The organism is Paenibacillus chibensis, from assembly GCF_004001045.1.
Taxonomy (GTDB): Bacteria; Bacillota; Bacilli; order Paenibacillales; family Paenibacillaceae; genus Paenibacillus_AQ; species Paenibacillus_AQ chibensis.
The window spans coordinates 1-13,571 of sequence record NZ_BIMK01000047.1; the positions used below are offsets into that span (position 1 = coordinate 1).

General features: G+C 51.1%; 12 protein-coding genes. All 12 read right to left on the minus strand.

Annotated features, from left to right (window positions below; translation table 11 throughout):
- Nucleotides 1-79: 79 nt before the first annotated feature.
- The 12 genes from PCH05_RS25560 to PCH05_RS25615 all read right to left on the minus strand — a co-directional run bounded on the left by PCH05_RS25560 (nucleotide 80) and on the right by PCH05_RS25615 (nucleotide 13,535).
- Nucleotides 80-502 carry a CBS domain-containing protein gene (locus PCH05_RS25560; protein ID WP_127607283.1) on the minus strand — a complete coding sequence of 141 codons (423 nt, stop codon included), beginning with the start codon at nucleotides 500-502 and terminating at the stop codon, nucleotides 80-82.
- A 334-nt stretch (nucleotides 503-836) separates the two neighbouring features.
- Nucleotides 837-2,516, minus strand: coding sequence for a ribonuclease J (locus PCH05_RS25565; protein ID WP_127607285.1), 1,680 nt, complete (start codon nucleotides 2,514-2,516; stop codon nucleotides 837-839).
- 226 nt (nucleotides 2,517-2,742) lie between these two features.
- Nucleotides 2,743-3,624: a 4-hydroxy-tetrahydrodipicolinate synthase gene (gene dapA, locus PCH05_RS25570; RefSeq protein WP_127607287.1), complete on the minus strand. Its 882-nt coding sequence runs from the start codon at nucleotides 3,622-3,624 to the stop codon at nucleotides 2,743-2,745.
- Between the two features lie 51 nt (nucleotides 3,625-3,675).
- On the minus strand, nucleotides 3,676-4,893 hold the full coding sequence (dapG, locus tag PCH05_RS25575) for an aspartate kinase (RefSeq protein WP_127607289.1): 1,218 nt from the start codon (nucleotides 4,891-4,893) through the stop codon (nucleotides 3,676-3,678).
- A 424-nt stretch (nucleotides 4,894-5,317) separates the two neighbouring features.
- Nucleotides 5,318-5,914 carry a dipicolinate synthase subunit B gene (locus PCH05_RS25580; RefSeq protein WP_127607291.1) on the minus strand — a complete coding sequence of 199 codons (597 nt, stop codon included), beginning with the start codon at nucleotides 5,912-5,914 and terminating at the stop codon, nucleotides 5,318-5,320.
- The gene (gene dpsA / locus PCH05_RS25585; RefSeq protein WP_127607293.1) at nucleotides 5,911-6,810 is read right to left on the minus strand and encodes a dipicolinate synthase subunit DpsA; all 900 of its coding nucleotides are present in this window, start codon (nucleotides 6,808-6,810) and stop codon (nucleotides 5,911-5,913) included. The genes PCH05_RS25580 and dpsA overlap by 4 nt, the downstream gene beginning before the upstream one ends.
- Nucleotides 6,811-6,973: 163 nt before the next feature.
- Complete coding sequence (gene dut / locus PCH05_RS25590) at nucleotides 6,974-7,426, minus strand: dUTP diphosphatase (RefSeq protein ID WP_174806307.1); 453 nt, start codon at nucleotides 7,424-7,426, stop codon at nucleotides 6,974-6,976.
- Nucleotides 7,395-8,627 (minus strand): M16 family metallopeptidase, encoded by a 1,233-nt coding sequence (locus PCH05_RS25595; RefSeq protein ID WP_371860589.1) that lies wholly within the window; start codon nucleotides 8,625-8,627, stop codon nucleotides 7,395-7,397. Before PCH05_RS25595 ends, dut begins: the two co-directional genes overlap by 32 nt.
- 117 nt (nucleotides 8,628-8,744) lie before the next feature.
- Complete coding sequence (locus tag PCH05_RS25600; protein WP_127607299.1) at nucleotides 8,745-9,731, minus strand: polysaccharide deacetylase family protein; 987 nt, start codon at nucleotides 9,729-9,731, stop codon at nucleotides 8,745-8,747.
- 188 nt (nucleotides 9,732-9,919) lie between these two features.
- A complete protein-coding gene (gene pnp, locus PCH05_RS25605) occupies nucleotides 9,920-12,016 on the minus strand; it encodes a polyribonucleotide nucleotidyltransferase (protein ID WP_127607301.1) in 2,097 nt (698 codons plus the stop codon).
- 148 nt (nucleotides 12,017-12,164) lie between these two features.
- Entirely contained in the window at nucleotides 12,165-12,434 is a 270-nt protein-coding gene (gene rpsO / locus PCH05_RS25610) for a 30S ribosomal protein S15 (protein ID WP_127607303.1), read from the minus strand.
- A gap of 153 nt (nucleotides 12,435-12,587) precedes the next feature.
- Complete coding sequence (locus tag PCH05_RS25615) at nucleotides 12,588-13,535, minus strand: bifunctional riboflavin kinase/FAD synthetase (RefSeq protein WP_127607305.1); 948 nt, start codon at nucleotides 13,533-13,535, stop codon at nucleotides 12,588-12,590.
- Nucleotides 13,536-13,571 lie beyond the last annotated feature (36 nt).

Genomic DNA, 13,571 nt, shown 5'->3' on the forward strand with positions numbered 1-13,571 from the left:
AAAAAAAAAGCACCCCACAGGTGCTTTTCATCTACTTTTCAACGTCTCTTTTTAACCGCACTCCACAGCTTTTCAAAAATTAATGAAGCTGCTCGGAGATACGGCTGAGCGCCTCGCCGGCTTCGTTCACATGAATATTGATGGTCGCCAAATCTCCAATTGCACAGATGCCGACAAGCTCCCCTTGGTCCACCACCGGAATGCGGCGGATCTGATGATCGGCCATCATACGGGCGCACTCATGGGCATCGTCGTCAGGCGAGCAGGTGATCACATCACCGGTCATGCAGTCATGGCAGTGAACATCGTTCGGATTATTCCCGGCCGCCACGCAGTCGAGCACAATATCCCGGTCTGTGATCATGCCGAGCACCTTTTTGCCTTCGCAAATCGGTACCGAACCGCAGTTAATATCACGCATAATGCGTGCTGCCGCCGTCACCGGATCATGAGGTGAGCAGACTTTAACATCCTTTGTCATTACATCGCGAACCATCGTCATTTGCAAATAGCCTCCTCGTTTGGATTGAATCCGTCGTATTGTTCCCGTGCAGAACTGCATTCATTCAAAAGAGGTTATGTTGCGCATCAAATCAAAAAGCGCAGCTCCGCCAATGCCGGTGCTGCGCCTCGTTCGCATATGTGATTCACAAATCAAATCTGTCATTCTCTACGCTTATTGCCCTCTCGATTCAAGAAAGTCTCGTCCATAACTTCACTTGCGACGAAAGATGAGCAGATGAGCGTAATTGGGGCAACTCGTGGTCAAGTGACTACCTTGGTAAGTGAAAGTGCTGGTATATCAAGCTTTCGCCACTCATTTTGACTATCAAGAATTACACTTCCATAATGATTGGTAGAATCATTGGTCTGCGGCGGGTTTGTTCATACAAGAACCGTCCCAGCGCATCCTTGACTCCGGTTTTCAGGGAAGCCCACTCATTCACATTTTCGCTCATCAGTTTCTGCAGCGTGCTGGACACGATACGGTTTGCTTCGTCCAACAGCCCCTCGGATTCGCGAACATATACGAAACCTCTAGAGATAATGTCCGGACCGGACATGATTGTACCGTCCTGTTTGCTCAGGGTTACGACAACGACCAGAATGCCGTCCTGGGAAAGCAGCTTGCGGTCGCGAAGTACAATGTTGCCTACGTCGCCTACTCCCAATCCGTCGATCAGCACGTTACCGGCAGTGACTTTACCGGCTTTGCGGGCTGCGCCATTTTGAATTTCAACAACTTCACCGATATCGGTGATAAAAATGTTATCCGGATCTACGCCAACCGATTCTGCCAGCAGTGCGTGTCTGCGCTGCATACGGTACTCACCGTGAATCGGAAGGAAATATTTCGGTTTCATCAGGTTGAGCATCAGCTTAAGCTCTTCCTGGCTGCCGTGTCCCGATACGTGAACGCCGGAATTGGATCCGCTGTAAATCACGTTAGCGCCCAAGCGGAACAGTTCATCGATCGTACGGCCTACATATTTTTCATTACCCGGAACCGGAGTAGCGGCAATGATAACGGTATCACCTGGCAAAATATCAACCTTGCGATGGGTCGAACGGGCCATGCGTGTCAATGCGGACATCGGCTCGCCCTGACTGCCTGTACACAAGACGACGACACGGTCGGCAGCCATTTTGTTGACTTCTTCCGGTTCAATCAGCATGCCGTCAGGTACATGCAGATAACCCAGATCGGAAGCGATGGAAACCACGTTCACCATGCTGCGTCCGATAACGGTAATTTTGCGTCCTGTCGATTCTGCAGCATTCACAACTTGCTGAATACGATGCACGTTCGAAGCGAAAGTCGCGATCACCACACGCTGCGATGCTTTACGGAAAATATCTTCCAGCACAACACCGACGTTCTTCTCCGATGGTGTAAATCCTGGTTTCTCCGCGTTGGTACTATCGGACATCAGGGCAAGTACGCCCTCTTCCCCGATCGCTGCCATCCGCTGCAGGTTCGCATACTGACCGTTAACCGGCGTATGGTCGAACTTGAAGTCACCTGTATGAACAACATTGCCTTCCGGTGTTGCAATACAGATGCCGACGGAATCGGGAATACTGTGGTTCGTTCTGAAGAACGTTGCTTTCAGGGTCGAACCCAGCTCGACTTCAGAATCCTCATTAATCAGAATTCGTTTGGTTTCACCAAGCAGGTTCGCTTCCTTCAGCTTGTTCTCGACAAGCCCGAGCGTAAGCTTGGTTCCGTAAACGGGAACATTCAGATGTTTCAACACGTAAGGCAGTCCGCCAATATGATCTTCGTGTCCATGTGTCAGCAAAATGCCTCTTACTTTGTCGCGGTTTTCTGTCAGGTAGCTGATATCCGGGATGACAATATCGATACCAAGCATGTCCTCTTCAGGGAACTTCAAGCCGGAATCTACGACTACGATGTCATTCGCGTATTGAACAACATACATATTTTTCCCGATTTCACCGACGCCGCCCAATGCAAATATCGTCAATTTATCGTTATTATTTTTTTTAGACAAATGAATCTAAACCTCCTATGGTCTTGGACGTCGTACCATTTTATAGTATTTATATTTCAAAAATATACCGCACCCAGTCACTTGACCTCATTATACATGATTAAAAACGCAAAACACAAGTCACCCTCCGAGCAAGTATGTTCATCTCCTGTAAAATTAGGCTATAAACGCCAAAAAAACAGCGTCCGCATTGGACGCTGTTCTTCAAAATCTGATGGGTTATGACTTACAAAGATGCGACAAGATCGCGTATAAATGCCATTTCGGATTCGCTTGGGTCCACCAGAGGCAGCCGAACTCCGCCTACCGGGTGCCCCAGAAGATTCAGCGCATATTTCAGTGCCGAAGGGTTCGGAACAGGAGCTGGGCATTCAAACAATCCTTTGAACACCGGGAACAGCTTTTGATGCAGTTTTGCTGCCTCGGCAACGTTTCCGTTCAAATACGCCTCGATCATATCCTTCATGGACGCACCGATCAAATGGCTGGCTACGCTAACGATGCCATGCGCACCAACAGCCAGAGCAGGAAGTGCAGAAGCATCATCCCCCGAATACACCCGGAAAGAAGCCGGGGCGCAGGAGGCGATTTGTGTGACTTGTTCAATCGATGCGCATTCCTTCGTTGCTACAATATTAGGAATCTCGGCAAGGCGCAGCGTAGTTGCAGCGCTGATGCTCGCTACCGTGCGGCTCGGAACATTGTAAAGCATGATCGGCAAGCTTGTGCTGCGGGCAATCGCCTCGAAATGTCGATACATCCCTTCCTGGCTGGGCTTATTATAATAAGGCACAACCAGCAAAGCTCCATCTACGCCCAGCTTTTCAGCCTCGCGCGTCAGATGAATCGAATGCTCGGTGCCATTGCTGCCGGTTCCAGCAATGATTTTGCACCGGCCCTTGGCTTTCTCGAGCGCGAATGCGAACAGTTCGAGCTTTTCTTCCTCGTTCAGCGTGGGGGATTCGCCCGTCGTTCCGCAAATGACCAGAGAATCCGTTTTTTGCTCTCCGATCAAATACTCGATCATGCTCGCTGTTTCCGGCCAGTTAATCTTCCCTTGCTCGTCAAAAGGCGTAATCATGGCTGTAATCAGTCTTCCGAAATCCACTTGTATAACCTCCTCAAACGATAGGACGTGCTCATAAAGCGGTTTTGTTTATTAACGATGAAGTTCGAATTTGGTATGAAGAGCACGCAATGCCTGCACCATATCTTCTTTTTTAACAAGCACCCATATCGTCGTATTTGAATCCGCAGATTGCAGGATCTGTATATTTTGCTCGCTCAGCGATTCGACGATCTTCGCCATGATGCCGGGCACTCCGTTAATCCCGCCGCCAATGACGGACACCTTAGCGCAGCCCGATAACGCTTTGGGGCTCAGTCCGAGATCCCGCAAAACCGTGATCGCCCTGTCCGAATCGAAGTCAAATACGGTATAGACGGCACCCGTCGGGGTAACATTAATAAAGTCGACGCTGATGGAATTTTCCGCCATGGACTTGAATACCTGCAGCTGAAGATTGTGGCCCGCGCCTTCGCAGTCTACCGTAATCTGCGTTACGTTGCTTACGTAAGCAATCCCGGTCACATAGCGGTCCATAATGCCAAGCTGAACGTCCTTGAAGCCCTCAGGCTGCGTCACCAGCGTGCCTTCGTCTTCCGAGAACGTGGAGCGCACCCGAACAGGTACCTGAGCCTGCATGGCAATTTCCACGGCACGCGGATGAATGACCTTGGCACCATACTGCGCCATATTGCATATTTCGGCATAACTCACGAACGGCAGTGGCTTCGCATCCTCCACAATTCGCGGATCCGCGGTCAATATCCCGTTCACATCCGTATAGATATCCACCATTTCGGCATGGAGCGCAGCACCCAGCGCGGTTGCCGACGTGTCGCTCCCGCCTCTGCCGAGCGTCGTGAAATCGCCGGCCTCGGTTTGACCTTGGAAGCCGGTCACAATGACGACCTGATGCGTTTCCAGCTCCGAAACGATGCGCCCCGGGCGAACATCCTTAATCCGGGCATTCCCGTATTGATCGTCGGTGATGAAGCCCGCCTGGGCTCCGGTAAGCACTGTTGCTCGAATCCCCGCATGCTCCAGCAGGCTGCACAGCGTCGCCGCCGATATGATTTCACCGCAGCACAGCAGTAAATCCCTTTCGCGTGCTGGCAGAGCGTCACCGTTCTGGGCTGCCCAGTCCAGGAGCGTGTCTGTAGCATATGGCTCGCCTTTGCGTCCCATGGCGGAGACAACGACGACGAGCTGATATCCGGCGGACAATTCACGCTTGATGTGTTTGATAACAAGTTCTCTTGCTTGCGGTGTTGACAATGAAGTCCCGCCGAATTTTTGAACTAAAATGCTCATTTCCATTCCTCCATACGACTAAGAACGCGCGAAACGTTTGGCTGCTGTAATCCCGGCAATCAGAAGCAGCATTCCCTGCTGCACCCTCCATCAGATTATCCATGACAATCCACATGTTACGGGCTTTGCTAACACCAAGAACGCGGCGCAAACGCCCGCCCTACAAAAAAACGTCCGGTATTCCTGCGGCATCAGTCGCAAGCGGATAGGAGCGGAATGCGTGATCGTCCTTCGCAGGCGACCACCGCTTCCGCCAAAAAACTATTAACGTCTTCAGTTCAAAGTCCGTCTTAAGTTCGACATTGCAGACCCGCAAATACTCCTAACCAACAAGGATGATATCGTGGGAGCTGCTCCGACGATGATTAATTTATTCGAACCCTTATGCTAAGCTAAGGATTGCTTCTTCCCGGGGCAACTTACGTTAAGCCGAGAATATCCGCTGAAGAATCATCGGTTGAAGCTGTCTTCCTTCCAGTGCGGCATAGCAGGCCTCGGGAATCAGATCCATTTGCGCGACAAGCGAGTTTGGCTTCTGCAGAGGATTATCCTGACCGAAAGGAACGAAGTAAATATTTTTGGTCACTAAAAGCTTCGCGATGTTGGCTGCATTTAACCCGAGGCCGTCATTGGTGGAAATCGCCAGCACAAGCGGACGCAGATTCCTCATTTGCGCCTTGGCGGCCATGAGCACCGGAGTGTCTGTCATCGCGTTCGCAAGCTTGCTGGTGGTATTCCCCGTGCACGGCGCAATCACCAGCACATCGAGCAATTTGGACGGCCCCAGCGGCTCGGCATCAACAATACTGGAAATGATATCATTGCCAGTGATGTCCTTCAGCTGCTGCAGCCAATTCTGAGCTGTTCCAAAGCGTGTATCCGTCACCTGTACCGAATTGGATACAATCGGCACCACCTTGGCGCCTTCATCCACAAACCGCTTTACCTGCGGCATGATTTCTTCGAGCGTGCAGTGTGATCCCGTAATCGCGTAGCCTACCGTCTTACCCTGCCAATTCATTCTCCATCCCCCCGAGTCTTGAACTCATCCGAAATCAACTGTACCAGCGAACCGGCAATGATCAATCCAGCCGTTTTGGGAGCTACGATTCCTGGGAGTCCGGGGGCCAGCAGCGCCTTGATCCCCCGCTTCTCCGCATACCGGAAATCACATCCTCCGGGAGCGGAAGCAAGGTCAATGATGACGGAGCTTAGAGGCATTTTGGACAGGATTTGTGCTGTGACTATCATAGTCGGAATTGTGTTAAAAATCAAGTCAATATTGCTCACATGATCCCCCAAATCCCTTGTCAGAAAAGGCTCCCAGCCCATCACCTCCGCCCGTGCGACATCCTTTTCAGAGCGGACTCCCACCTTCACTTTTGCTCCCAGACCCTGCAAACTTTTGGCCATCGTAAATCCGGTTCTGCCCAATCCCAGTACCATGCACCGCGATCCATGTATCGTAAAATCCGTGTTCTGTATAGCCATGACGAGCGCACCTTCAGCTGTCGGAATGGAGTTGCTGATCGCCACCTCATCCCGGTCCAGCAGTTCAACCAGTTTAATCTCATGCTGGGCGCACAGGCTCCGCAGATAAGGTTTGGCCATGCCGGTATATACCTTGCAGCCCTTGCGCAGTGACGCCATATGTTCATCCTGGAGCTTCAGCTGCTCATTCGAGAATTGCGTATGGATGTTGCCATTGTCATCACAGCCCACGACAGGAAGGACCAGGACATCCGCAGCGGCAAGCAGCTCAGCCGTCAGATGATCTCTGATCACTCCCTGGAGCTTTTGCTTCAGATTATCAAAGCCGACAACGCTGACGGTGGCATCCATTTCCGAACATTTGCGGATCACCTCAACCTGACGCGCATCCCCGCCTAGGAATACGATTTGGACTCCTGTCAGCATAAGGATGTCACTCCTTTCAAAAAGCACTGTTATGGAACATCTTATGCCGCTGCCTAGCAATCGGTGAAAACGCCTGATCAAAGTAAGGGGTAAAATGAGTGAATCCGCGCAAAAAAAAAGCCTGCCGGCGTTCCATTGCGGAAACGTGGCAGACTTATTTTTGTTACTTCCCTGTATGGCCAAAACCTCCGGCACCCCGAACGGTGTCCGACAATGCTTCCACCTGCTCGAACTGGGTCTGTGGCACCTCCTGGAAAACCATTTGGGCAATCCGTTCGTTGCGGGCAATTGCAAACGGTTCCTGCCCAAGGTTAATGAGCAGCACTTTGATCTCTCCGCGGTAATCCGCATCGATCGTTCCAGGCGTATTCAGGCAGGTTATGCCGTGCTTCAAAGCAAGTCCGCTGCGCGGACGTATTTGGGCTTCCAGCCCTTCCGGCATAGCCAGCGCAATACCGGTCGGTATCAGCTTGCGCTCCCCGGGATGCAGTGTTATAGGCTCCTCTACGGCGGCGTACAGGTCGTACCCCGAGGCTGCGCTGGACATTTTCTCCGGCATCTTCACATCATCATGCCCCGGAAGTTTATGAATTTGTACGTAATGCAACGAAATCATCCCTTCTAAGTCCTGCAATCGGTTTATCGGATGCTCCAACCATGGCAAGCGCAAAAGGCTCGCTGAACATGCGGTCCAGCACGGCGTCGACATCCTTCATGCTGACATTTTCTATTTTTTCGATCATCTCGTCCAGAGAATTATGCTTGCCGAGCATAAGCTCGTTTTTGCCAAGACGGTTCATACGGCTTCCCGTTCCCTCCAGGCTCAGGATCAAGCTGCCTTTCAGCTGTTCCTTGCCCTTCTTCAGCTCATCTTCCGTTATCCCGTTGCGAGCGATATCGGACAGGACCTCCTTGGTGAGATCCAGCACGTCCTTCGTCTGCTTCGGAGCCGTTCCCGCGTAGACGGTGAACAGCCCGCTGTCCTCGTTGGAACTGTGATAAGAGTATACGGAGTAGGCTAACCCCCTCTTTTCACGAATTTCCTGGAACAGTCTCGAGCTCATACCGCCGCCGATGACATTGTTAAGCAAGATCATGGCATACTGAAGCGGGTCATGTATCGAGCAGCCCGGAAGCGATAAGCAGATATGATTCTGCTCTGTCTTCTTTTTGTGGAATAACAGATTGCTGTGGAATCCCGGCGCTTCGATCTCCTTAACCTCGCTGTGATTATTGAACTGGCCGAAATGGCGCTCCATCAACTCCACAACGCGGTCTTCCTCGATGTTCCCCGCAATGCTGATAACCGTATTTTCAATCGTATAATGCTCATCCATGTAAGCTCTCAGCTCCGCAGGACCCATAGGGTCAAGCTGCTGCTGCGTGCCCAGAATCGGATAGGCAAGCGGATGGTCGCCATAGACGGCTTTCGCCATCAAATCATGTACCAGGTCATCCGGGGTATCTTCATACATGGAAATTTCCTCAAGAATAACATTCTTCTCTTTCGCAAGCTCCCCTTCGTCCAGCGCTGAACGGAAGAACATATCGGACAGCACATCGACCGCGATCGGCAGATGCTCATCCAGAACCTTGGCGTAATAGCATGTGTACTCCTTCGACGTAAACGCGTTCACGTTGCCGCCGATGGCATCGAACTGCTCTGCTATGTCTTTGGCATCAAAGCGTTCCGTTCCCTTAAAGAGCATATGCTCGATAAAATGCGAAACGCCATTATTGCCTTGATGTTCATGCCGTGATCCTGTTTTAACCCAAATACCAAAAGAAACCGACCGGCATGTCGGTATTTTCTCCATGACAACTCTTAGGCCATTGGTCAGTTTTATTTTTTTCACGCGAAAGGCCCTCCTAAAATAATATCAATCCACTGGCTTTTAACGCATTCCCTATGCTACCAAAAAACGCAGGCTCACTCAACTGCCGGGTGGAATGACGCGCTCAGGTGAAAGCGTCTGGCCAACGCTACCCGCGATCAGGCCTTTTTGCTTGATCACCCGGATCATTCCCTTCAACGCCTGGGAGGAGGATGCCGTCGGATGCATGAGAATCAGCGTGCCAGCCTGAACCTTGTTCGAGATTTTATTTACGACCGAATCCGGCGATGGATTCCTCCAATCCACCGTATCGAGCGTCCATAAGACCGTTTTCAAGCCTAAACCATGCGCGATACGCACGGTCTGCTGATTAAAATCTCCCGATGGCGGCGCAAACCAGGTATTATCTACGCCCAGGCTTTCCTTCAGCAGCTTTTGGGTTTTGCTGATTTCCAGCGAAGCACGGTATTCGCTGAGCTGGCTCATATTCGGATGCGTATAAGCGTGGTTTTCCAGCTCATGGCCGCGCTTTTGAATCTCTTTGGCCAGTTCCGGATTCTTTTTCAGCCAGCTTCCATCAAAAAAGAAGGTAGCCTTTACCTTCTCCTCATCCAATATATCCAGCATCGGCACGATAAACTCGTTGCCCCAAGCCACGTTGATCATCAGCCCAACCATAGGCTTGTTCGGATTTCCCCGATAAATCGGCTCTGCACCCAAGTCCTCGAGTTTGACTTTCGGAGGAATCTGGCGGTACACATATGTAATCGGAGTGGAGACTCCGGCGGCTTTGGCCTGCTTGTAGGTCTCCTCCGCATCAATTTCCAGTCCGTTATACCCGGGAATCGCCTTCCATACGCGGTCAAGCACCGCGTCCACCGGCTGAATTCGGGTTTGCTCCCTTTTCTCAACGATCTGCTTATAAAGGGGATCCTGCTGCATGTCATTCGCCTTGGGAGCCCAAGCGCTGACGGCTGCCGGCTGCTGCACCGCACCTTGTATATATTCACCGACCACGCCGGTTTGGCCGATTCCCAGCACCGTAGCAAAACAGGCTAGCAGTACCGCACCCTTTCTTCCATTCATAGCTCCGCTCATCTCCCTTACCCGCTTTGTCCCATCATATGAACAAGTCCTGCGGAATATGATTAGGAAGAGAACCGAGCTTGACAAAGCCTGAAAAAAAAGAGCCAGAAGTGGTTACATTCTGCCTCTTTCGCAAGACCTTATCCGCCCTTGCCAAACTGTCATAATAATCAATTATTCGCTCGCAATTAAGCTTTCGTTTCCGCTGTCAATACCGCTTTGCGGGACAGGTTGATGCGACCCTGCTGATCGATTTCGGTTACCTTAACGGTAATGGAATCGCCGATCGCCACAACATCTTCAACCTTGGCTACACGCTCGGTGGACAATTGGGAAATGTGAACGAGACCTTCCTTGTTCGGCAAAATTTCCACAAACGCTCCGAATTTCTCGACCCGTTTCACCGTGCCGACATAAATTTCGCCGACCTGTACTTCGCGTACGATGCCCTCGATAATCGAACGAGCCTTTTGATTCATCTCTTCATTGGAGGAAGCGATAAATACGCGGCCATCCTGTTCAATATCGATTTTCACGCCGGTCTCTTCAATAATTTTGTTGATGATTTTACCGCCAGCGCCGATGACATCACGGATTTTGTCCGGATTGATGTTCATGACGATGATCTTAGGCGCATAAGGAGACAGGGATTCCCTTGGCTTTTGGATGGCTTCCATCATTTTGCCGAGGATGAACATGCGTCCTTCTTTAGCCTGCTTCAAAGCATCCTGCAAAATTTGACGGTCGATTCCGTCAATTTTGATATCCATTTGAATCGCGGTTACGCCTTCGGATGTACCAGCGACTTTAAAGTCCATATCACCTAAATGGTCTTCCATGCCTTGAATATCCGTCAAAATGGATACATGTCCTCCATCCTTGATCAGACCCATGGCTACGCCGGCAACCGGTGCTTTAATCGGTACACCTGCATCCATCATGGCCAATGTGCTTGCGCAAATGCTGGCCTGGGAAGTGGAGCCGTTGGATTCCAGCACTTCGGAAACCAGACGAATCGTGTATGGGAACTCCGTTTCGGACGGAATGACCTTGGACAAAGCTCTTTCGCCGAGCGCGCCATGGCCGATTTCGCGGCGTCCCGGTGCGCGGAGCGGACGGGCTTCGCCTACGCTGAACGGCGGGAAGTTGTAATGATGCATGAAGCGCTTGGTTTCCTGCAGGTCGATGCCATCGAGAATCTGCACGTCCCCGAGAGCTCCGAGCGTACATACGCTAAGGGCCTGGGTTTGTCCACGCGTAAACAGACCGGTACCGTGAGTCCGCGGCAAAATGCTCGTATCGCACTCGATCGGACGGATTTCATCCAATTTTCGGCCGTCCGGACGCACCTTGTCATGCGTAATCAGACGTCTAACTTCTTCTTTGACAATATCATGGAGAACTTCCTTGACATCCGAGAGCAGCTCGGGGGTCTCTATGTATTGTTGTTCAAAGTAAGTGACGGTTTCATCGTTAATGGCGTCAATCGCATCCTGGCGTGCATGCTTTTCAGCAATGCGTACCGCTTCAACCAAACGGGCTTCCGCATGTTCGCGAACCTGTGTGTTCACATCGGCGTTAACCGCATGCAGCTTGACTTCCATTTTCGGCTTGCCTGCTTTTTCAACCAGCTGCTCGATCACTGCCACAATTTTCTTGATTTCCTCGTGGCCGAACATGATCGCTTCGAGCATAACCTCTTCCGGCACTTCGTTCGCTTCGGCTTCCACCATCATGATGGCATCTTTGGTGCCGGACACGACCAAGTACACATCGCTGACTTCCTGCTGCGCGATGGTCGGGTTGATAATGAATTGTCCGTCGACACGGCCAACCACAACACCGCCAATCGGACCGTTAAACGGCACGTCGGAAATGCTCAGGGAAGCTGAAGTCCCGATCATAGCCGCAATTTCAGGAGAGCAGTCTTGATCCACACTCATGACGAGATTGAGGACTTGTACATCATTACGGAAACCTTCAGGGAAAAGCGGACGGATCGGTCTGTCCGTCAGACGGCTCGCAAGAATCGCTTTCTCACTAGGACGGCCTTCACGTTTGATAAATCCTCCTGGAATTTTGCCTACCGCATACAATCTTTCCTCGTAGTTAACGGTCAACGGAAAAAAGTCCAAATCCTTAGGTTCACTGGAAGCAGTTACAGTACAAAGAACGGCGGTTTCCCCGTAACGGACCATGACGGCGCCATTGGCCTGTTTCGCAAGACGTCCCGTTTCCAGGATCAGGGTTCTTCCGCCCAGCTGCATTTCTACACGACTTTCCATGAAATCCCTCCTTTTCATAACACATTATTCCCAGCTAAGGGTCAATTCATATAAGGCCTGCATAAAAAGCAACCCGGTTCCCACCGCTGTCACTCCTAAAAGGACAATCGGTGAACAACCAGGCTGCTTTAAGTAGACCATACGGATATTAACGACGCAATCCGAGTTTTTCAATCAGAGCGCTGTAGCGTTTAACATCTTTGTTTTTCAGGTATGCCAACAGCTTACGGCGTTGACCGACCATTTTCAGCAATCCACGACGGGAATGATGATCTTTCTTGTGCGAGCGCAAGTGATCAGTCAAGTTCGTGATGTTCTCCGTAAGGATAGCAATTTGCACCTCTGGGGATCCTGTATCGGACTCATGAGTTTTGTGCTCTTCGATCAGTTGTTGTTTACGTTCTTGAGTCAATGCCATCCTATTCACCTCCTTAAAAATTAAATAATCGCCGTTAGCCTCGTTACCGTCGGTGAGATCGTGTAACCAAGCCAAGGTTATTGACGCTGCTTACCAGCGACGTTTATCAGTATAGCATACTTTACGTAAAAAAGTAAATGATCGCCATATCGTTTATTTGGACGACTCCAAAATCCGTCTGGCCGTATCGGCATCCGCTTGGATTTGAGCGATCAGCTCTTGAATCGAAGGGAATTTCCGTTCCGGACGAATATAGGAAATCAATTCTACCGTCAGCTTTTGCCCGTAGATATCACGGTCAAAATCCAGAAGGTGAACCTCGTAGCTAGGAGCGGTAACCCCGTCCTGGAAGGTCGGTTTAACGCCCATGTTCATGACGCCGGACAGCCACTCTCCTTCGACGAGGGAGCGTACCGCATATACGCCTTTGGCAGGAACCACGTACTTGTCTTCCAAACGCAGATTCGCGGTCGGGAAGCCGATGGTTCTTCCGCGTTTATCACCATCAACGACGACGCCGCGCAGACGGTAGGCATGGCCGAGCAGACGGTTCGCTTCGGCCAGTTCACCAGCCTGCAGCGCTTTGCGGATCGAGGAACTGCTCACCTTTTGTCCTTCCAGCTCGAAGGGCGGAATGATTTCGACGTTCATCTGCCCGGCTCCGAGCGCCCGCAGCATTTCTGCATCTCCCTCGCCTTTGTGGCCAAAACGGAAATCAAAGCCGACGATGGCCGTTTGAATTCCCAAGGCGAGCAGCATACCATCCACGAAAGCCTTCGGGCTAAGCTGCGAGAAGGGCTCGTTGAAATCTACCACATAAAGAATGTCGACACCCATGGCGGCAAGGAGCTCTTGCTTTTCCTGCAACGGAGTTAGATTCCCCTCATAATTGCCTTTTTTCATCACATCCTTCGGATGTGGGTGAAAGGTAACCACCGCAGCAGGAACTCCCTTGGCCTGGGCGAGCTTTACAGCAGAACGAATCACGCTCTGATGCCCCTGGTGCACACCATCGAATTGTCCAAGCGCAGCGATTTGCGGACCTGCATTCTCAGCGATAATGCCGGCCGGCAGAGGATGGGATATATTTACAGTCTTCACAACGTTCTCACCTGCAATTCGATATTGATATCCTGA